At 69.7% G+C, this 18563-nt stretch carries 17 protein-coding genes and 1 tRNA gene; 8 read left to right on the top strand and 10 right to left on the bottom strand.

The window, feature by feature from the left end; translation table 11 throughout:
- Positions 1 to 274 precede the first annotated feature (274 nt).
- Positions 275 to 348, top strand: a tRNA-Gly gene (locus tag BLQ14_RS11725).
- A gap of 137 nt (positions 349 to 485) precedes the next feature.
- Here the strand turns inward: BLQ14_RS11725 and BLQ14_RS11720 are convergent.
- From BLQ14_RS11720 to BLQ14_RS11700, 5 genes are all read right to left on the bottom strand, one after another.
- Positions 486 to 1454, bottom strand: coding sequence for a DUF3179 domain-containing protein (locus tag BLQ14_RS11720; protein WP_092500747.1), 969 nt, complete (start codon positions 1452 to 1454; stop codon positions 486 to 488).
- Positions 1455 to 1559: 105 nt separating this feature from the next.
- Positions 1560 to 2207, bottom strand: coding sequence for a peptidylprolyl isomerase (locus tag BLQ14_RS11715; protein WP_092500746.1), 648 nt, complete (start codon positions 2205 to 2207; stop codon positions 1560 to 1562).
- Positions 2200 to 2712: a peptidylprolyl isomerase gene (locus tag BLQ14_RS11710; RefSeq protein WP_092500745.1), complete on the bottom strand. Its 513-nt coding sequence runs from the start codon at positions 2710 to 2712 to the stop codon at positions 2200 to 2202. Before BLQ14_RS11710 ends, BLQ14_RS11715 begins: the two co-directional genes overlap by 8 nt.
- 117 nt (positions 2713 to 2829) lie before the next feature.
- Positions 2830 to 4146: an MmgE/PrpD family protein gene (locus BLQ14_RS11705; RefSeq protein WP_092500744.1), complete on the bottom strand. Its 1317-nt coding sequence runs from the start codon at positions 4144 to 4146 to the stop codon at positions 2830 to 2832.
- Positions 4147 to 4155: 9 nt separating this feature from the next.
- Positions 4156 to 4629 (bottom strand): type II toxin-antitoxin system RatA family toxin, encoded by a 474-nt coding sequence (locus BLQ14_RS11700; RefSeq protein ID WP_092500743.1) that lies wholly within the window; start codon positions 4627 to 4629, stop codon positions 4156 to 4158.
- Between the two features lie 81 nt (positions 4630 to 4710).
- Here BLQ14_RS11700 and hpt point away from each other — a divergent pair, with 81 nt between their 5' ends.
- Complete coding sequence (gene hpt / locus BLQ14_RS11695; RefSeq protein WP_092500742.1) at positions 4711 to 5295, top strand: hypoxanthine phosphoribosyltransferase; 585 nt, start codon at positions 4711 to 4713, stop codon at positions 5293 to 5295.
- A gap of 22 nt (positions 5296 to 5317) precedes the next feature.
- Here hpt and BLQ14_RS11690 read toward each other — a convergent pair whose 3' ends face one another.
- Together BLQ14_RS11690 and tgt are read right to left on the bottom strand one after the other, a co-directional pair.
- Complete coding sequence (locus tag BLQ14_RS11690) at positions 5318 to 5560, bottom strand: CDGSH iron-sulfur domain-containing protein (protein ID WP_092500741.1); 243 nt, start codon at positions 5558 to 5560, stop codon at positions 5318 to 5320.
- Positions 5561 to 5678: 118 nt separating this feature from the next.
- Positions 5679 to 6806: a tRNA guanosine(34) transglycosylase Tgt gene (gene tgt / locus BLQ14_RS11685; RefSeq protein WP_092500740.1), complete on the bottom strand. Its 1128-nt coding sequence runs from the start codon at positions 6804 to 6806 to the stop codon at positions 5679 to 5681.
- Positions 6807 to 6950: 144 nt separating this feature from the next.
- On the opposite strand from tgt, the gene BLQ14_RS11680 reads away from it, so the two are divergent.
- From BLQ14_RS11680 to BLQ14_RS11665, 4 genes are all read left to right on the top strand, one after another.
- Complete coding sequence (locus BLQ14_RS11680) at positions 6951 to 7316, top strand: SUF system Fe-S cluster assembly protein (protein ID WP_092500739.1); 366 nt, start codon at positions 6951 to 6953, stop codon at positions 7314 to 7316.
- Positions 7317 to 7396: 80 nt separating this feature from the next.
- Positions 7397 to 8047 (top strand): hypothetical protein, encoded by a 651-nt coding sequence (locus BLQ14_RS11675; RefSeq protein WP_092500738.1) that lies wholly within the window; start codon positions 7397 to 7399, stop codon positions 8045 to 8047.
- Positions 8044 to 8760: a DUF3307 domain-containing protein gene (locus BLQ14_RS11670; protein WP_092500737.1), complete on the top strand. Its 717-nt coding sequence runs from the start codon at positions 8044 to 8046 to the stop codon at positions 8758 to 8760. The genes BLQ14_RS11675 and BLQ14_RS11670 overlap by 4 nt, the downstream gene beginning before the upstream one ends.
- Positions 8761 to 8786: 26 nt before the next feature.
- Entirely contained in the window at positions 8787 to 9167 is a 381-nt protein-coding gene (locus BLQ14_RS11665) for a HesB/IscA family protein (protein ID WP_092500736.1), read from the top strand.
- A 69-nt stretch (positions 9168 to 9236) separates the two neighbouring features.
- Here BLQ14_RS11665 and der read toward each other — a convergent pair whose 3' ends face one another.
- The 3 genes from der to BLQ14_RS11650 all read right to left on the bottom strand — a co-directional run bounded on the left by der (position 9237) and on the right by BLQ14_RS11650 (position 12875).
- A complete protein-coding gene (der, locus tag BLQ14_RS11660) occupies positions 9237 to 10703 on the bottom strand; it encodes a ribosome biogenesis GTPase Der (RefSeq protein ID WP_092500735.1) in 1467 nt (488 codons plus the stop codon).
- Between the two features lie 111 nt (positions 10704 to 10814).
- Positions 10815 to 12161 (bottom strand): PQQ-like beta-propeller repeat protein, encoded by a 1347-nt coding sequence (locus tag BLQ14_RS11655; protein WP_245657093.1) that lies wholly within the window; start codon positions 12159 to 12161, stop codon positions 10815 to 10817.
- Positions 12162 to 12221: 60 nt separating this feature from the next.
- Positions 12222 to 12875: a tetratricopeptide repeat protein gene (locus BLQ14_RS11650; protein WP_092500734.1), complete on the bottom strand. Its 654-nt coding sequence runs from the start codon at positions 12873 to 12875 to the stop codon at positions 12222 to 12224.
- A 290-nt stretch (positions 12876 to 13165) separates the two neighbouring features.
- On the opposite strand from BLQ14_RS11650, the gene BLQ14_RS11645 reads away from it, so the two are divergent.
- Entirely contained in the window at positions 13166 to 14725 is a 1560-nt protein-coding gene (locus BLQ14_RS11645) for an efflux RND transporter periplasmic adaptor subunit (protein ID WP_092500890.1), read from the top strand.
- Positions 14722 to 18417 (top strand): efflux RND transporter permease subunit, encoded by a 3696-nt coding sequence (locus BLQ14_RS11640; protein ID WP_092500733.1) that lies wholly within the window; start codon positions 14722 to 14724, stop codon positions 18415 to 18417. Before BLQ14_RS11645 ends, BLQ14_RS11640 begins: the two co-directional genes overlap by 4 nt.
- Positions 18418 to 18563: the final 146 nt, after the last annotated feature.

Genomic DNA, 18563 nt, shown 5'->3' with positions numbered 1-18563 from the left:
GCCCCGTGCCACGCGACCTGCGGGCGCACATGCCGAGGCGTTCCTGACCGACTGGTCAGGCGAGGACGTTATCACGAAACGCACCCGCAGCAAGCGCGCCTCGCACCCCGGGCGGAGGTGACGCTGCGATATCATAGGCGCGGCCTCCACACCGACGCGGAGGAGGCGGGCACCATCGCCGGCACGGCCGCGCGGGCGGCGCCTCGAAGCGCCCCCTCGTCAGCGATGAAGGCTTGAAATGGCCGCGTCTTCGCGGCATATCTCCGTCGGCGCTGCGGGTGTAGCTCAATGGTAGAGCAGCAGCTTCCCAAGCTGACGACGAGGGTTCGATTCCCTTCACCCGCTCCAATCTCCCTCTTTTCCGAGGACGGCAACCGTGCCACAGGCACAACCGAGGGGGCGCTCGCGCGCGGGCACCTCTCATCACCCTGGTGAAAATACCCGCGCCGCAGGCACGGGGCGGCGGCGCGGCCCCGCCACTGCGCTCACTCCCCGAGCATCCACTCGCCCTCGGGGAAGAAGGCGTGAAAGGCGAAGGCGAACATCAGATCATGGGGCAGATCGCGCCCCGCTTCGTCGCGCACCCGAATCGTGCCCACGTCCCGCCCCTGCCCGATCGCCGGCTGGTCGAGCGGCGAGGCCTGCCCCGGCCGCCAGCTGATCACCACGCCAGCCTCGCGAATCTCGCCCGCGCGCGCGATGCGCTCCAGCGTCCAGGCGCGGTTTCCGACCCGCACCACCCGCATCAGCGCCGGAATGCCGTGTGGCGGCATCTCGCCGTTGTAGAGGAACGGGCGGAACGAGCTGTCATAGCCCACATAGGGGTTGCGCCCGTAGTTGCGCGGCCAGGGCGGCGCGTCCATCACCAGCCCTTCCGCGTTGCGGGCCCGGAACTCCGCCCAGCTCTCCATCCATGAGGGGATGACCGCAAGCTCCTTTCCCGTCATCACCCCGACGATGCCGAGCCCCAGCGCCTGCTGCCACCAGCTTTCGGTCTGGCGGTCATACATGATCATGTCGGAGTTTCTCAGCTTGCCCGTCACCCCGAACTCGAGCACCTCGCCGTCGACCCGCCGGTCGAAGACGAGCGCGGAGTTGCACAAGGGGCAGTAGGTGACGGCCACCGGCACGCCGCCGACCTCATCGTTGACGATTTCGTGCCAGATGAGATAGCGGACCGGATAGGCCCGCGGCGTCTCGCCCGGAAGCTCCAGCGCCATCACCGGCTCGCGGTCGTCAAGGCGCGTCTCCTCGGAGACGGGAATGAAGGCCGGGCCGGTGATCGCCGGGATGCCGTCCTTCGGCGGGCCGCCCGACATGATCTCGGTCCAGCTTGTCACGCTCGTGCGGCTGAAATCGGTCTTCGGCCACTCGTGTTTCCAGAAATCGGGGTTGGCCGCGGCGGCGGCGGCAAGCCCGGCCCAGAGCGCCGCGGCAAGGGTGAAATGGCGCATGGCTCGCTCCTCCCGCATCTGCGGGCAGTGTGCCAGAGCCGCGCGCAGCGCGACAGGGCCGCTCACGCGATCCTGATCGCCCGTGCCCTCAGCATCGCACGTGCCTCAGCGCAGGCAGCGAACCTGTCGCATCACGTCCGGCCTGCCGAACACCTTGCCATTGCGCCCCTCGCCGCGCTTGATCGCGTCCACAACCTCCATTCCCTCGATCACGCGGCCGACCACCGTGTACTGACCGTTCAGATGCGGCCCCGGCGCGAACATGACGAAGAACTGCGAATTGGCGCTGTCGGGATGACGCGCGCGCGCCATGCCCACCACACCCCGCTCGAAGGGAATCGACGAGAACTCCGCCGCGAGATCCGGCAGGTCGGACCCGCCGGTTCCGGCACGCGAAAGATCCCCGCCCTCCCGGCCGAAGGCGACATCGCCGGTCTGCGCCATGAACCCGTCGATCACGCGGTGAAACACCACCCCGTCATAGGCGCCGGCCTCGGCCAGCGTGCAGAGCCGCTCGGCATGGTTGGGGGCAACGTCCGCGGCAAGGGCGATCACCACCGTGCCCTTTGCCTCGCCATCCACCTCGATGACGAGCCGGGGCCCCTCGGCCGGAATCGCGGCAGCCGGCTGCTCTGTCGTCGCAGGCGCGGGTGGCGGGTTTGGCTCGGTGCGATTGACCGCACGCCAGCCAAGCGCGGCAAGCGCGACCAGAAGCGCCGCGCCCGCCATGAGAAGAAGCCGCCGCCTATCCATCGAGATCGGCGGCCACGCGCATGGAGATGATCCGGTCGGGGTTCACCGGCGGCTCCCCGCGGGCGATGGCATCGACATGCTCCATCCCCTCGATCACCCGGCCATAGACGGTGTACTGGCCGTTGAGAAAATGGTTGTCGGCGAAATTGATGAAGAACTGCGAGTTGGCGCTGTTGGGGTCGGCGGTGCGCGCCGCGCCGAGCGTGCCACGGTCATGCGGGATCTGCGAGAACTCCGCCGGCAGGTCGGGCAGATCCGAACCGCCGGTGCCCGCGCGCCGCAGATTGAAGTTCTGCTCCGCGTTGCCGTGTTCGACATCGCCGGACTGGGCCATGAAGCCCTCGATCACCCGATGAAAGATGACATTGTCGTATTTGCCGGCACGGGCGAGCTCCTTCATCCGCTCGGCGTGCCGCGGAGCGACATTGGGCAGAAGCTCAATGACCACCCGGCCGGTCTTCAGCTCCATGACAATGGTGTTCTCGGGATCGGCGATCTCGGCCATTTGATGTCCTTTCAGGGATTTTGCCTGCCAGCCCTGCCGGGGCTGCCTTGGCCGAGACACTAGGCCGCCGGGGCGCGCGCGGCAAGGCGGGATGGCGGCACCCACGCGCCGGCGCGCTCACGCTTCCGCGAGACAGGCGGCAAGCGCGGGCAGATCCGCCGCACCGCCCTCCGGGACGGCTGCGACAAGCCGCGCGGCCCGCTCCGCCCCCAAAAGCGCCAGCACCTTGCCGGCGATGCGCGGCCGGAGCTCCGCCGGAGTGCGCGGCTCGGAGAGGTCGTGAAACGCCTCCCGAACCTCGCCCGAGGCGAAGCGCAGGCGCACGCGCGCGGCCGTCTCGGGCACCGCCTCCTCGGCCGTCACGCGCACCCGCTCGCGCAACGCGACAAGCGCGGGGTCGGCGCAGGCGGAATCGGAGAAGCTCTCGAGCGCCGCCGTCGAGCGCCCGGCAAGCGCCATGGCCGCCGTGAGCCGATAGGAAAACTTGGCCTCGAGCCCGGTTTCCGGCGCGGCGATGTTGCAGACGTTGAGCCAGCGCGGGTGGATCACGATTTCCACCGCCTCAACCGCGTCCCCGGCGCCCTGCGCGCGCGCCTCCCGCAAGGCCTCGAGCGCGGCATGGGTGCCGTGGCAGCAGGCGTGAAACTTGTGGCTGATGCCAAGCGTCAGCCATTCCTCTCCGAGCCCGGCGAAAGCCGCGTCGTTGGCCTCGCCGTGGTGGGTGGCGGCAAGACCCTGAGGCCCGTCGAGCGCCTCGGGGCGCGAGGTCATGCCGCGCGCGGCGAGAAGCACCGCCTCCACCCCGTTGGCCGCGGCGATGCCGGCGTTGAAGGGCTTGCCCATGGTGCCGAACTGCGCCTTGAGCCCCGAGGCGCGCGTGGCCGCGAGGCCGAGCGCGTGAACGATCCTTTCCCGGTCGAGCCCCGCGAGCCGCGCCGCGGCGAGCACCGCGCCGAAGCTGCCCGCCGTCGCCGTCTGGTGAAACCCGGCCTGATAGTGCGACCGCCCGAGCCAGACACCCACGCGGATGGATGCCTCCACCCCGACAAGAGCCGCTTCGAGAAACGCCGCGCCCCCTGCCCCGACCCGCTCGGCCATGGCGAGCGCGGCCGGGATCACCGCCACCGACGGATGGCCGATATGGGCGAAATGGGTGTCGTCATAGTCGAGCGCGTGGCTCGTCGTGCCATTGACGAGCGCGGCCGCGCGGGCGGGCAGCCGCACGCCCGTGCCGATCACCGTGGCCTCGGCGCGCCCGCCCTCCTCCAGCGCGGCCGCGCGCACGATCCCCGCCACCGGCTCGCCCGCCCCGGCAATCGCCACCGCCGCCCAGTCGAGAAGCGACAGGCGCAGCATCGCCCGCGCCGCATCGGCCGAGGTGTCGAGCGGCGTCAGCGCAAAGCGCGCGAGACTCCCGGTGACGCCGCTGGCCATCGCCCGCCCTCAGCTCATGCCCGCCGCCGCGCGGCCCGGACCATAGAGCTCGGTCGCCCGCCGCTCGAAGGCCGCGACCACGCGCTGCATGGCCTCGTTGAACACCACGCCGATCACCTTCTGCAGGATCGCGTTGCGGAATTCGAAATCGACGAAGAAGCTCACCTCTGAGCCGCCCTCGGGCAGATCGCGAAAGCGCCACTCCGACCTCAGGTAGCGGAAGGGGCCGTCGAGATATTCCGTCTCGATCACGCCTTCCTCGGGCCTGAGCGTCACACGGCTGCCGAAACGCTCGCGAAAGACCTTGAAGGAGATGACGAGATCGGCCTCCATCACCTCCACCGCCCCCTCCTTGCGCCGCGAGCGGATGCGCGCCGCTGCCGTCCAGGGCAGGAACTCGGGGTAGCGCGCGACATCGGCCACCAGCGCGAACATCTCATCGGCGCTCCAGGGGACGGTGCGGGTCTCGGCGTGTCGGGGCATGGCCTCTTCGCGCTGCGGGCGGGTGACAATGTCCGTTCATTTCGATAACTCGGACGCGGAATGCAAGGGAAAGGGAGCCGCATGCGGCCTTATGTGATCGACCGGATGATCTCGGCCAAGGAAATCGCCGCGCGGGTGGAGGCGCTCGCCGGCGAGATCCGCGCCCATTTCGCCGGCACCGACCGGCTGATCGTGGTGGGCCTCCTGCGCGGCTCCTTCGTCTTCATCGCCGACCTCGTGCGAGAGCTTGCCGACATGAACGTGGAGGTCGATTTCCTCGAGGCCTCCTCCTATGGCAACGCGATGGAATCGAGCCGCGAAGTGCGGATTCTGAAGGATCTCTCCTCCGAGATCGGCGGGCGCGACGTGCTGGTGGTGGAGGACATCGTGGACACGGGATTCACCCTCCACCACGTCCTGAACCTGCTGCGCTCGCGCGGGCCCCGGCGGCTGGAAACCATTGCGCTGCTCGACAAGCCCTCGCGGCGCGAGGTGGACATCCGCGCCACATGGACGGGCTTCGAGATCCCCGACGAATTCGTTGTCGGCTACGGGATCGACTTCGCCCAGGCCAACCGCAACCTGCCCTACATCGGCAAGGTGCGCTTTCTCGAGGCTGAGGACGACGATTCCACCGCCGGCCCGCGGAGCGGCGCGGCCGGCTAGCCGGGGCCGGCCGGCCGGCGGATCAGTCGGCCAGCTTCCTGTGGCTGCCGTCGCAGAAGGGCGGTGTGGCGGTCTGCTTGCAGGCGCAGAAGAACTTTCTGCCCGAACGGTCGGCCGTCCATTCGAGGGGCTCGAACCCGGTGCCCTTGTGGCTGCCGTCGCAGAAGGGCTGCCTCTTCGACCGCCCGCAGGCACACCAGAAGTAGCTCCTGCCCTCGATCACATCCACGGCAATCGGCTCACGGCCCGCCACCTGCGCCTTCATCGTGCCTCCCTCTCCTCTGGATAGCACCGCACATGCATGTAGCATGCGCCCACGAGATGCAATCGGGAGACTGGACGCCGGCCGGAGGCGCCAGGCCAACACGCCCGCCGGCGGTCCCTCAGAGCGGCTCGATGTCGCCCTCGGCCCTGAGCGCCTCGAATTCCGCCACGAAAGCATCGAGCCGACCACCGGCGATGGCCTCGCGCAGGCCCGCCATCAGATCCTGATAGTATTGCAGGTTGTGCCAGGTCATCAGCATCGCGCCGATGATCTCGCCCGCCCGCACCACATGGTGCAGATAGGCGCGCGAGTAGCTGCGGCAGGCCGGGCACGCGCAGGCTTCGTCAAGGGGGCGCGGGTCGTCGCGGTGACGGGCGTTGCGGATGTTGACCACGCCGCGCCGGGTGAAGGCCTGCCCCGTCCGCCCCGAGCGGGTGGGCAGCACGCAATCCATCATGTCCACCCCGCGCACGACCGCACCGACGATGTCGTCGGGCTTGCCGACGCCCATCAGGTAGCGCGGCCGGTCCGCGGGCAGCATGTCGGGCGCATAGTCGAGCACCTCGAACATCGCCGCCTGCCCCTCGCCCACCGCCAGCCCGCCGATGGCATAGCCGTCAAAGCCGATCGCCTTCAGCGCCTCGGCCGATTCGGCGCGCAGGTCGCGCTCGAGCCCGCCCTGCTGGATGCCGAACAGCGCATGTCCCGGCCGCTCGCCGAAGGCCTCGCGCGAGCGCGCCGCCCAGCGCATGGACAGGCGCATCGACTCCTCGATGCGCGCCCGGTCCGCCGGCAGCGCGGGGCACTCGTCGAAGGCCATCACGATGTCGGAACCCAGAAGCCGCTGGATTTCCATCGACCGCTCGGGCGTGAGCTCGTGACGCGCACCGTCGATGTGGCTCTGGAAGGTCACGCCGCGCTCGTCGATCCGGCGCAGCTCGGCCAGGCTCATCACCTGAAACCCGCCCGAGTCGGTGAGGATCGGGCGCGGCCAGTTCATGAAGCGGTGCAAGCCCCCAAGCCGGGCGATACGCTCCGCGCCCGGGCGCAGCATCAGATGGTAGGTGTTGCCGAGAATGATGTCGGCCCCGGTGGCGCGCACGTTCTCCGGCAGCATCGCCTTCACGGTGCCGGCCGTGCCCACCGGCATGAAGGCGGGCGTGCGGATCTCGCCGCGCGGGGTCTCGATGAGACCCGTGCGCGCCTTGCCGTCGGTGGCGTGAATGGTGAAGCGAAAGCCAGACATGCCGCCCCATTTGCGCCCTCGCGACGCTTTGTCAAACCGAATGCCCCGGCAGCGAGCCGCTCCGGCACCGCCCGCGCCCGCGATGCTGGACCTCGCCCCCCCAAATCCCTATATCTCCGCTCGGGATTTGCCAGAGAGGCCAGCATGACCGCAGAGACGCCGGAGCGACTGGAAGGCACACCGCTCATCGCACCCTCGAGCACCGACCATCCCCTCTACGAGGCGGTGGCCGAGGCCTGCCGGACGGTCTATGATCCGGAAATTCCGGTGAACATCTTCGATCTGGGGCTGATCTACACCATCGAGATCGACGAGGAGAATGCCGTGCGCATCATCATGACGCTCACCGCGCCCGGCTGTCCTGTGGCGGGAGACATGCCCGGCTGGGTCGCCGAGGCCGTCAACGCGGTGCCGGGCGTGAAACAGGTCGATGTGGAGCTGACCTGGGACCCGCCTTGGGGCATGGACATGATGTCCGATGCCGCGCGGCTGGAACTGGGGTTCATGTGACTGTCAAGTATATCGACTTGACTTTCTATCGGTAAAGCCAAACCGCTTGACTTGTCGAAAGTCAAGCGTATCCTCTTGACATGGGCACGCAGGTCGCCGTTCTGACCGGGGACATTGTCAACTCGACCGAGGCCGACGCCAGCCGGCTCGAGGCGGCCATGGATCTCCTCGCCGACACCGCACGGATCATCGCCGGCTGGCAGTCGGGCGACGCGCGCCCGCGTTTCACCCGGTTCCGAGGCGACGGCTGGCAGTTCCTTGTTGCCGAGCCGTCCCTCGCGCTGCGCGCCGCCTGCGTGATCGTGGCCCGGCTGCGCGGCTCCGGGCAGGGCCTGATGACGCGCGTCTCCATCGGCATCGGCACCGCGCGCCATGTCGGCGCAGGAACGCTTGCCGATGCCTCCGGCACGGCGTTCGAGCTGTCGGGCCGCGGCCTTGACGCGATGCCCCGTCGTCGGCTGCTGGCGATCGCCGGCAAAGGGATCGGCCCCCTGCACCACGCCGTCGTGCGGCTGGTCGAGGACCGTTTCGGCCTCTGGACCCCGCAACAGGCGGAGGCCACCGCCCTGGCGCTGGACCCGCGCGGTCCTACGATGGCCGAGATCGGCGGTGTCCTTGGCATTTCCAAGCAGGCGGTGAGCTATCGCCTGTCCGGCGCCCGCGCACAGGCGCTGAAGGAGGCGCTCGCCCTGTGGGAAAAGGCTGCCCGGGAGCAGGAGGCCGCAAGATGATCGAGACTTTCGCCGCGCTCCTCCTCGCCCATGCTCTGGCCGATTTCGTGCTGCAATCGCGCTGGATGGTCGCCAACAAGCGCCGCCCCGCTGCCTTGGCGCTGCACGGGCTCGTTGTGCTTGTCACCGCCGCCGCCGCGCTGGGCCGGATCGACGCCTGGGAAGTCGCGGTGCTGACCGCGGCGCATGTGGTCATCGACGCCGTGAAGGCGCATCTGCCGCGCGGGCTGGCGCGTTTTCTCGGCGACCAGGCTGCACACCTCGCCACGCTGATCGCGGCGGCGGTGCTGGTCCCGGATCTCTGGGCCGGCGGGCTCTGGGCGCGACTCGACTGGGCGCCGGGGGCGATGGCGCTGGCCGCGGGGCTGATCCTTGCAACCCGCGCCGGCGGCTTCGCGGTGGAATTCCTGATGGCGCCGCTGGCGGTGGAGGATCTGCCGCGCGGGCTCACGGGCGGCGGCATGCTGATCGGCATGCTGGAACGCGGGCTGATCTTCCTTCTGGTGATGGTCGGGCAGCCCGCGGCCATCGGGTTCCTGATCGCGGCGAAATCCGTGCTGCGCTTCGAGGTCTCCTCGCGCGACCAGCGCGCTGGCGAGTATGTCATCGTCGGCACGCTCGCCTCCTTCGGCTGGGCACTGGCGACGGCCTACGCCACCCTGGCGCTGGCCGAGCGGCTGCCGGCCGTTGGACTCCTGCCCGCAAGCCGCTAGATTTCCCCCGCAACAGGAGGCAACCCATGTTCGGAATTCCCGGCAAGCAGGCCGTGACGCTCACCCCGGCGGCGGCGGCCCAGATCCGCAGGCTGATGGAGCGCGAGGGCGCGAAGGGCTTGCGCATCGGCGTCAAGAAGGGGGGCTGCGCGGGCATGGAATACACCATGGACTATGTCCGCGAGCTCGACCCGAATGACGAGGTCGTCGAGCAGGACGGCGCCGTGGTCGCCATCGCGCCGATGGCGCAGATGTTCCTCTTCGGCACCGAGATCGACTACGAGACCTCGCTTCTCGAGTCCGGCTTCCGCTTCCGCAATCCCAATGTCGTCGATGCCTGCGGCTGCGGCGAGTCGATCCGCTTCAGGGATGTCGAGGAGCTCGCCGCCGACCGCGGCGAGCCCTGATTTCCGTCACCCCGCTTCGGATTTCCCCGCCCGAGGCGCGCACGGGCGCTCCTCGAAGCCCTGCGCCCCTCAGCCGCGCCGCGCGCCGCGCTCGAGATGCTTGCGCAGGCTCGAGGGGCCGGGCTTGCGCCTGCCGCGGAAGGGATTCTTTTCCGCCTGGCTGCGCAGGGTGAGCCGAATCGGGGTGCCCGGCATGTCGAAATCCTCCCGCAACGCGTTGACGAGGTAGCGGCGGTAGGAGTCCGGCAGCTCGTCGGGACGCGAGCACATGATGACGAAGCCCGGCGGGCGGGTCTTGACCTGCGTTGCATAACGCAGGCGGATGCGCCGCCCCCCCGGCGCCGGCGGCGGATGCGCGGCGACGACCTCCGCCAGCCAGCGGTTGAGCGCCGCTGTCGGCACGCGCCGGTTCCACACCTCGTGCGCTCGTGTCACCGCCTCAACCAGCCGCTCCAGCCCCTTTCCGGTCAGCGCCGAGACGGTGACCAGCGGCGCGCCCCGCAGCTGCGGCAGCAGGCGCTCGAAGGCCTCGCGAAGCTCGGCGAGCCTTGCCTGCCTGTCCTCGACGAGGTCCCACTTGTTGACGGCGACGACCACGGCGCGCCCTTCCCGTTCGGCGAGATCGGCAATGCGCAGATCCTGCGTCTCGAAAGGTGCCTGGGCATCGATGACCACCACCACCACCTCGGCGAAGCGCACCGCCCTGAGCGCGTCGGCGACCGAGAGTTTCTCCAGCTTGTCCTGCACGCGGGCGCGCTTGCGCATGCCGGCGGTGTCGAAGATGCGCACCGGAACCCCGCCCCAGTCGGCGGAAACGGAAATCGCATCGCGGGTGATGCCGGCCTCGGGGCCGGTCAGAAGCCGCTCCTCGCCGAGAATGGCATTGACCAGCGTGGACTTTCCGGCGTTGGGCCGCCCCACCACGGCAATCTGCAGCGGGTGGCTGCGCGTCGGCGCCGCATAGGCCGTCTCGTCGCCCTCCGCCACGGCGACATCGGTGCGCGGCGCCGCCGCCTCCGCCTGCCCGGTCTGCTGCTCCGAGGTCTCGATCAGCGGGTGCAGGGCTGCGGCAAGGTCGCCCATGCCCTCGCCATGTTCGGCCGAGATGCGGATCGGCTCGCCAAGCCCGAGCTCGTAGGCCTCGAGCGCGCCCGCCTCGCCCGCCGCGCCCTCGGCCTTGTTGGCGACGAGAATCACATCCGCCTCCGCCCGGCGCAGCATCTGCGCAAGCTCGCGGTCAAGCGGCGTGATGCCGGCGCGCGCATCGACGAGGAACAGGCAGGCATCGGCCATGCGGACGGCGCGCTCGGTCAGCCGGCGCATGCGGCCCTGAAGGCTGTCATCGGTGGCATCCTCGAGACCTGCGGTGTCGATCACGGTAAAACGCAGCCCGGCCAGGCGCGCCTCTCCCTCCCTGAGGTCGCGCGTCACGCCCGGGCGGTCATCGACGAGCGCCAGGCGCTTGCCCACCAGCCGGTTGAACAGCGTCGACTTTCCCACATTGGGCCGACCGACTATGGCCACGGTGAATGACATCGCACAGGCTCCCGCAACTCTCAGGCCGCCAGCACATATGACCTCGCGGCGCCCGGCTCAAGCACCGCCCGCGAAGCCGCGCGCCCCGCGCCCTCGGCGCGCCCGTGCCGGTCAGCGATAGGCGTGCAGCCGCCCGTCGCTGGTGACCACATAGAGCGTCGCGTCGGCAATGGCGACGCCGGCCGCGGCGCCCGCCGGCAGCTCGAGTGCACCGAGCGCCTCGCCCGTCTCCGGATCAAAGCTGCGCAGCCGCCCGTCGCTCGACACCAGAAGGAGCCGCCCGCCGGCCAGCACCGGGCCCCAATGCGCGGTGATGGTCTCGCGCCGGCGCGGGTTCTCGCGCCGGTAGAAGGGCAGCTCCGTTTTCCAGATCAGTGCCCCCGTGGCCGCGTCAAGCCGGACCAGCTCGTTCAGATCGGTGACCATGAAGACCGAACCGCCCGCCACCCAGACCGGCTCGACCGTGCCCGCGCGCGCCGTCCAGATCCGCTCGCCGGAATTGAGGTCAAGCGCCACGGCGCGGCCCGAGGCGTTGGCGACATAGACGGTCTCGCCCGCCACCACCGGATCGGCCGCGATGTCGGACAGGTTGGCATAGGCGCGGCCCTTGCGCCGCCCCCCGACCACCGAGCTCCACAGCCGCACCCCGCCCTGCCGCAGCGCCGCGACCAGCTCGCCCGAGGGGAACGGGAAGACCACCCGGCTACCGCCGATCGCCGGGCTGGCGCCACCGCCGACGCCGGTGAGCGACTCGATTCCCGTCAGCTCCCAGACAACCCGGCCGTTGTCGGCCCTGACCGCCACGCCGCGGCTGTCGCGCGTTGCCACGTAGACGAGCCCGTCATGCACGGTGGGCGCACCGGTCGCGGGCGCCTCGAGCTCCTGCACCCAGCGTTGCGCCCCGGTCGCGGCGTCGAGCGCCACAAGACGCCCGAAGCCCGATGTCGCGAAGACGGTGTCGCCGGAAACCGCAAGGCCGCCGCCCGAGGCGTCCCCTGCCCGGTCGGACGGCGGGGTGAGATCGGCCTGCCAGAGCGTCTCGCCCGCGCTTGTCGTGGCGGTCACCGTGGCGCGGGCATCGAGGGTGTAGATGCGCCCGCCCGCCACCACCGGCTGCGCGGTGATGCGGTGCTTGCGGCTGTTGCCGGCGCCGATGTCGGCCGACCACAGGCGGGTCAGCTCGCGGGCAAGCGCGAGATGCTCCTGATGGTGGGCGGCATTGCCGCCCCGCTGGCTCCAGGCGCGGTTGACCTCCGGGGCGGGTGCGGAGAACGGCATCGCGCCGATCGGCGCGGCTTCCGCCAGTTCGGGGCGGATGTTGAGCCGCTCGCCGGGAAGAATGTCCTCGCCCTGCCCGCAGGCGGCCAGCGCCAAGAGCGCCGCGACGCCCAACGCGCGCGTCAGCCCGCGCCCCGCGCCGCCCGCGTTTTCACTCAGCCCCTCTTTCCGCGCGACCACGGCTGCCCCCTTCCTGCCCACGGGCCATCCGGATCGATTGCAGTCTCGACCCGGCCGGCCTCAGCTTTCCGCGGCCTCGCCGCCCAGCACAACAATCAACTCCGAAAGCCGCTGACGCAAGCCCTGCCCGGTGCCGGTCTCCTCGACAAGACGCCGAAGACGCTCCAGCGCCGCGTCTGACCGGCCCGCCTCGATCTCGGCCAGAGCGATCTGCTCCTCCGCAAGGCGCCGGTAAGGCGCACCCGGCCCCGCGATGCCCTCAAGCGCGGCAATGCGCGCCTCGGCCGCGACCTCGCCCGCCTGCAGCATGGCGAGCTTCAGCACCGCCAGATCCCGGTAATGGGCCGGAAGCGCGCCATCGGCGGCAACGCGTCCGAGCGCAGCCTCGGCCACGGGCTTCTCTCCGGCCTGAAGCGCCGCCTCCGCCTCCAGAAACGCCGCCACCGCCGCGGCGCGGCCTTCAGCCTCGATGGCCTGCAGCGCGGCGAGCCTGGCGGCGGGGTCCTCCTGCGCCAGCGCGGCGGAGATGGCATCGCCCAGCGCCTCGGCCGCTGCCCGCGCCTGCGCCTTGCGGTACTCGTTGACGGCGGCGCCGCCCACCAGCAGGATCACGGCGACAATGGCGATCCAGCCATAGCGCCGCATCAGCCGGAAAAGGCGGTCACGACGCACCTCCTCGGCAACTTCCTCGATGAAACTGTCGACGTCGCTCACACCTGCACTCCAAGGCTTTCCGCCCCTCATATCGTGAAGCCAGACCCCTGCCAAGGGCGGTGGGAGGGGGCGGCAAGACGGGGCGCCGGCACGGCTACGCCGCGGCCGCTTGCGCTGCGCCGCAGAAAATCGTAATCTGAACTCGACAGTTCAGAATGTTCGGCTATTTTCGCCCCGGTACCTGCAACGCCTTCCGTTTCCTGATCCGCCGCGCGTCGGCGCACGTATCGCTGGACATCGGAAGAGATTGGAGGCGCGACAGGTCCGGCGCGCGCTGCGACGGGTGCAAGATGCGCTTTTTTTCGATCCTCACGGCCATGATCGTCACGGTCGCGCTCTATTTCTGGGTGATGGAGCGCGATCTTCTGTTCGCGCTGGCCTCTGCCGACGCGGAGCCGACGGCCGAAGCCGCCGCCGAGCCGTCCACGCCGGCGCGGGCGAGGGCGGTTTCCGTGGTCGCCATCCACTCGCGTGCACAGGAGGTCGAGCAGGCGGTGCTGGCGCGCGGTCAGACCGAGGCGTCGCGCGCGGTGGACGTGAGGGCCGAGACCTCGGGCCGGGTCGTCTCGGAGCCGCTGCGCAAGGGCGCCTTCGTGGAAAAGGACGCGCTCCTGTGCCGGGTCGATTCGGGAACCCGGGAGGTGGCTCTCGAGGATGCGCTCGCCCGGCTGTCCGAGGCGAAGGCGCGGGTGCCGGCAGCCGAAGCCGCGCTTGCCGAGGCCGAAAGCCGGGTTCCGGCCGCGCAATCGGCCCTCGACGAGGCGCAGGCGAGGGTTCCGGCGGCCGAGGCGGCGCTCTCGGAAGCCGAGGCGCGTGTGCCCGCGGCCGAGGCGGCGCTCAGGCAGGCGGAGGCGCAGCTGCCGCTGGTCGAGGCGCTGCGCGCGGAAGCGGAGGCACGGCTGGTCGAGGCACGCAAGAACTACGAGAACGCCGTGAAACTCTTCGAGCAGGGCTTCGTTGCCGAAACCCGGGTCAATTCCGCCCGCGCCGCCTTCGAATCGGCGCAGGCAGGCGTGGAACAGGTCAAGTCGCAGTTCGAGGCGGCGCGGGCAGGCGTCGAGCAGGCGCGCGCGAACCTCGCCGCGGCGAAGGCTGCGGTGGAACAGGCGCGCGCGAACCTCGCCGGCGCGCGCGCCGCGGTCGCAAGCGCCCGCTCCCAGCTCGAGGGGGCCGAGGCCGCGGTGCAGAGCGCGCGCGCCCAGGTGGAGAGCGCCCGCGCCGCGATCGAAACCGCCGAGGCACAGGTGGCAAGCGCCCGCACCGAGCTGGAACGCATCGAGATCCGCGCGCCTTTCGCCGGGCTTCTCGAGACCGACACGGCCGAGCTCGGCACGCTTCTCCAGCCCGGCGGGCTGTGCGCGACCATCCTCCAGCTCGACCCGATCAAGCTGGTCGGTTTCGTCCCGGAGACGCGGGTCGACGAGGTCGCCACCGGCGCCCGGGCTGCGGCGCGGCTTTCCACCGGGCGCGAGGTGGCCGGCCGCGTCACCTTCCTTGCCCGCTCCGCCGACCCGGCCACGCGCACCTTCCGCGTCGAGGTCGAGGCGGCCAACCCCGATCTCGCCATCCGCGATGGACAGACCGCGGAAATCATCATCGCATCGGCCGCGCGCACCGCGCATTTCCTGCCCCAGTCGGCGCTGACGCTCGATGACGAGGGGCGGTTGGGCGTGCGCACCGTCGAGCCGGGCGGGATCGCCGGATTCGCGCCGGTGGAGATCATTCGCGACGCGCGCGACGGCGTCTGGGTTGCGGGTCTGCCCGACGAGGCCGATGTCATCGTCGTCGGCCAGCAATACGTGACCGAGGGCGAGGCGGTGGATGTCACGTGGCGGGAGGCGCGGCAATGACCGGCATCGTCGATTGGGCCGCGGCGCGGGCGCGGATGGTCATTGCCTTCATCCTGCTCTCCATTCTCGCCGGCGGCTATGCCTATGTCTCGCTGCCCAAGGAGGGCGAGCCCGACATCGAGATCCCGGCGCTGTTCATCTCCGTCCCCTTCCCCGGCATCTCCGCCGAGGACTCCGAGAAGCTCCTCGTCAAGCCGATGGAAACCGAGCTTGCCGATCTCGACGGGCTGAAGAAGATGACCGCCACCGCCGCGGAAGGCTATGCCGGCCTGGCGCTCGAGTTCGAGTTCGGCTGGGACAAGACCAAGACGCTCGCCGATGTGCGCGACCGCATGAACCGCGCCGAGGCCGAGTTTCCCGAAGGGGCGGACAAGTACACGATCAACGAGATCAACTTCTCCGAATTCCCCATCGTCATCGTCAATCTCACCGGCCGGCTCCCCGAGCGCGAGATGGTGCGCGCGGCCAAGGCGCTGCAGGACCGGCTCGAGGCGATGGATGCGGTGCTCGAGGCCAAGCTCACCGGCCACCGCGACGAGATGGTGGAGGTGATCATCGACCCGTTGCGCCTCGAGGCCTACAACATCACCGCCAGTGAACTGATAAACGCGGTGCGCAACAACAACCAGCTCATCGCCGCGGGCGAGATCGAGACGGCCACCGGCGCCTTCTCGCTCAAGATCCCGGCAAGCTTCGACAGCCGCGAAGACATCTACGCCCTGCCGGTGAAGGGCGAGGGCGACCGGCAGGTGCTCCTCGGCGATCTGGCAGACATTCGCCTCACCTTCGAGGACCGCGAGGGCACCGCGCGCTACAACGGCGAGAAAAGCGTGGCGCTGCAGGTGGTCAAGCGCAAGGGCTTCAATGTCATCGAGACGGCCGCGATGGTGCGCCGCGAGGTGGAGGCCGCGCGCGCCGCCTGGCCCGAGGAGTTGCGCGCCGCCGTCAGTCTCGGCACGTCGAACGACCAGTCCTACATCGTCGATTCGATGGTCAGCCAGCTCGAGAACTCGGTGCTCACGGCCATCGCGCTGGTGATGATCGTGGTGCTCGGCGCGCTCGGCACGCGCTCGGCGCTGCTCGTGGGCTTTGCGATCCCCACCTCGTTTCTGCTGACCTTCGCGCTTCTCGCCGTCATGGGGGTGAGCGTGTCGAACATCGTCATGTTCGGCCTCATCCTCGCGGTGGGCATGCTCGTCGATGGCGCCATCGTGGTGGTGGAATACGCCGACAAGCGCATTCAGGAGGGCACGGGGCCGATGCACGCCTATGTCGAGGCGGCCAAGCGGATGTTCTGGCCCATCGTCTCCTCCACCGCGACGACGCTCTGCGCCTTCCTGCCGATGCTGTTCTGGCCGGGCGTGCCGGGCGAGTTCATGGGCATGCTGCCGGTGACGCTGATCTTCGTGCTCTCGGCCTCGCTTCTCGTCGCGCTTGTCTATCTGCCGGTGATGGGCGGGGTGGCCGGGCGGCTCTCGCGGCGCTTCCATCATGCCGCCGAGGCGCTGCGCCGGCTCGTGCCCGTCTGGCCGCTGCGCGCGGCGCTGGTGCCCGTCGCGCTCGGCGTCGTCTATGTCGGCGCGATGCAGCTTCTCAACCCCGGCTGGCTGACGGGCGGCGCGGCCCCGACGGACGGATGGATGGCGCACCTGCCCGGCGCGGCCCTGTTCCTTGCCGGGGCGATCATGACGTCGATCACGCTCGATGCCGTGAAGATCCGTCGCAAGCCCCGGCGCGTGGAGTACGGCCGGCGCCACACGCTCTTTGGCCACCTCATCAGGTTTGTCGCGGGCAACCCGATCATGCCGCTCGTCACCGTGGCCGCCGTGCTCGCCTTCGTCGTCTCGGTCTTCTCCTACTACGGCAAGCACAATCTCGGGGTGGAATTCTTCGTCGACACCGAGCCTGACCAGGCAATCATCTATGTGCGGGCGCGTGGCAACCTCTCGCTCGAGGAGCGGGACGCGATGGTGCGCGCGGTCGAGGAGGTGGTGCTCGACGATCCGGCCGTGGCCTCCGTCTTCGCCTTTGCCGGGGCGGGCGGGCTCAACCGCAACACGGGCGGCGCCCAGGCCCCGCGCGACACCATCGGCCAGGTCAACATCGAGCTCGTGCGCTGGGAGGATCGCCCGCGCACCACCCGCACCGAATGGCTCTTCGATCTCATCCCCTACGAGGTGATCGAGATCGACCCCTACTACAACGGCAAGGTGACGCTGGCGCGGATCGAGGCGCGCCTCGCCGAACTGCCCGGCATCCGCACCGAGATTCTCAACCTCTCGCGCGGGCCTGCCTCCGGCAAGCCGGTGCATCTGCGCCTGAAGGGCGAGGACTGGGAAGACCTTGTGGCCGCCACGCGGATCGTAGAGGCGAAATTCGCCGAGACCGAAGGTATCATCGACATCGAGGACACCCTGCCCCTTCCCGGCATCGACTGGCAGATCGATGTCGATACCGACAAGGCCGGCCGCTTCGGCGCCGATGTCGCCACGGTGGGCGGGATGGTTCAGCTCGTCACCCGCGGGCTTCTGCTCGACACCATGCGCGTGCCCTCCTCCGACGAGGAGATCGAGATCCGCGCCCGCCTGCCCGAGGAAGACCGGGTGCTCTCGACGCTTTACGATCTGCGCCTGCGCACCAGCGCCGGGCTCGTGCCGCTGTCGAACTTCATCACCATCCGGCCGGTCGAGAAGCTCGCCCAGATCGACCGTGTCGATCAGCAGCGCTATTTCGACGTGAAGGCCGATGTGATGCCGGGCCTCACCCGCACCGTGACCGACCCTGACGGCACCACCCGCACCATTCCGATCAACGCCAACGAACGCATCGGCGTGCTGACCGAATGGCTCAAGAGCGAAAACCCGCTGCCCGCGGGCATCAGCTGGGAATGGACGGGTGATCAGGAGGAGCAGGCCGAAAGCCAGGCCTTCCTGCAGTCGGCCTTTCTGGGCGCGCTCGGGCTGATGTTCATCATCCTGCTGGCGCAGTTCAACTCCTTCTATCACGCCGCGCTGATCCTGCTGGCCGTCGTGCTTTCGACCGCGGGGGTTCTCATCGGCATGCTGGTGATGAACCAGCCCTTCTCGATCATCATGACCGGCACCGGGGTGGTGGCGCTTGCCGGGATCGTGGTGAACAACAACATCGTGCTGATCGATACCTATCAGGAATTCTCGCGAATCATGCCCCGCATCGATGCCATCGTGCGCACCGCGGAGGCGCGGCTGAGGCCGGTGTTCCTGACCACGATCACCACCATCGCCGGGCTCACGCCGATGATGCTCGGCATATCGCTTGATTTCATCAACGGGGGCTATTCGATCGACGCTCCCACCGCGCTGTGGTGGAAGCAGCTTGCCACGGCCGTCGTGTTCGGGCTCGGCATCGCCACCGTTCTGACGCTTGTCTTCACCCCGGCAATGCTCGCCATTCCGGTCTGGATCGCGAGCTACGCGCGCGCCTTCGGACGGCTCACGATGCGTCTGGCCCTTGGTCGCTCAAGCCGCATCGCGCGGGACCATGCGCTTGCCCGCGCCGCGCGCAAGGCCGAGCTGCGCGAGCTCGTGTGGGATACCGGCCTGCCGCAGTTCCCCACCGACATTCCCGAGGAGGACCGCGAGGACGCCGCGCCCGCGACCGGCGGCGAGGACGAAGCAATCGTCAAGCTGCTGGCAACCCGCGCCGCCGAGTGAGGCGGCCGGGGCACGATACGGGCACGGACGGAGGACGAGGCAGCTGCGCGACTCGCAGCGGCGGCAGGCGGCGTTTCCCCAGCCGCGCCAATCCTCGCCCGCGCCAAGCCATTGGCTACGCCTCGGGGCGCGGTGTGACCAATTTC

The sequence above is a fragment of the Meinhardsimonia xiamenensis genome (assembly GCF_900102905.1).
Taxonomy (GTDB): domain Bacteria; phylum Pseudomonadota; class Alphaproteobacteria; order Rhodobacterales; family Rhodobacteraceae; genus Meinhardsimonia; species Meinhardsimonia xiamenensis.
This window is presented reverse-complemented; position numbering and strand designations above follow the sequence as displayed.

What these genes read in the sequence shown, in the direction of transcription:
- BLQ14_RS11640 (WP_092500733.1), top strand. Translation starts at nt 14,722, where the DNA reads ATGACCGGCATCGTCGATTGGGCCGCGGCGCGGGCGCGGATGGTCATT.
- BLQ14_RS11690 (WP_092500741.1), bottom strand. Translation starts at nt 5,560, where the DNA reads ATGAAGGCGCAGGTGGCGGGCCGTGAGCCGATTGCCGTGGATGTGATC.
- BLQ14_RS11710 (WP_092500745.1), bottom strand. Translation starts at nt 2,712, where the DNA reads ATGGCCGAGATCGCCGATCCCGAGAACACCATTGTCATGGAGCTGAAG.
- BLQ14_RS11675 (WP_092500738.1), top strand. Translation starts at nt 7,397, where the DNA reads ATGGGCACGCAGGTCGCCGTTCTGACCGGGGACATTGTCAACTCGACC.
- BLQ14_RS11715 (WP_092500746.1), bottom strand. Translation starts at nt 2,207, where the DNA reads ATGGATAGGCGGCGGCTTCTTCTCATGGCGGGCGCGGCGCTTCTGGTC.
- BLQ14_RS11645 (WP_092500890.1), top strand. Translation starts at nt 13,166, where the DNA reads ATGCGCTTTTTTTCGATCCTCACGGCCATGATCGTCACGGTCGCGCTC.
- BLQ14_RS11700 (WP_092500743.1), bottom strand. Translation starts at nt 4,629, where the DNA reads ATGCCCCGACACGCCGAGACCCGCACCGTCCCCTGGAGCGCCGATGAG.
- BLQ14_RS11680 (WP_092500739.1), top strand. Translation starts at nt 6,951, where the DNA reads ATGACCGCAGAGACGCCGGAGCGACTGGAAGGCACACCGCTCATCGCA.
- BLQ14_RS11670 (WP_092500737.1), top strand. Translation starts at nt 8,044, where the DNA reads ATGATCGAGACTTTCGCCGCGCTCCTCCTCGCCCATGCTCTGGCCGAT.
- BLQ14_RS11705 (WP_092500744.1), bottom strand. Translation starts at nt 4,146, where the DNA reads ATGGCCAGCGGCGTCACCGGGAGTCTCGCGCGCTTTGCGCTGACGCCG.
- der (WP_092500735.1), bottom strand. Translation starts at nt 10,703, where the DNA reads ATGTCATTCACCGTGGCCATAGTCGGTCGGCCCAATGTGGGAAAGTCG.
- hpt (WP_092500742.1), top strand. Translation starts at nt 4,711, where the DNA reads ATGCGGCCTTATGTGATCGACCGGATGATCTCGGCCAAGGAAATCGCC.
- tgt (WP_092500740.1), bottom strand. Translation starts at nt 6,806, where the DNA reads ATGTCTGGCTTTCGCTTCACCATTCACGCCACCGACGGCAAGGCGCGC.
- BLQ14_RS11720 (WP_092500747.1), bottom strand. Translation starts at nt 1,454, where the DNA reads ATGCGCCATTTCACCCTTGCCGCGGCGCTCTGGGCCGGGCTTGCCGCC.
- BLQ14_RS11665 (WP_092500736.1), top strand. Translation starts at nt 8,787, where the DNA reads ATGTTCGGAATTCCCGGCAAGCAGGCCGTGACGCTCACCCCGGCGGCG.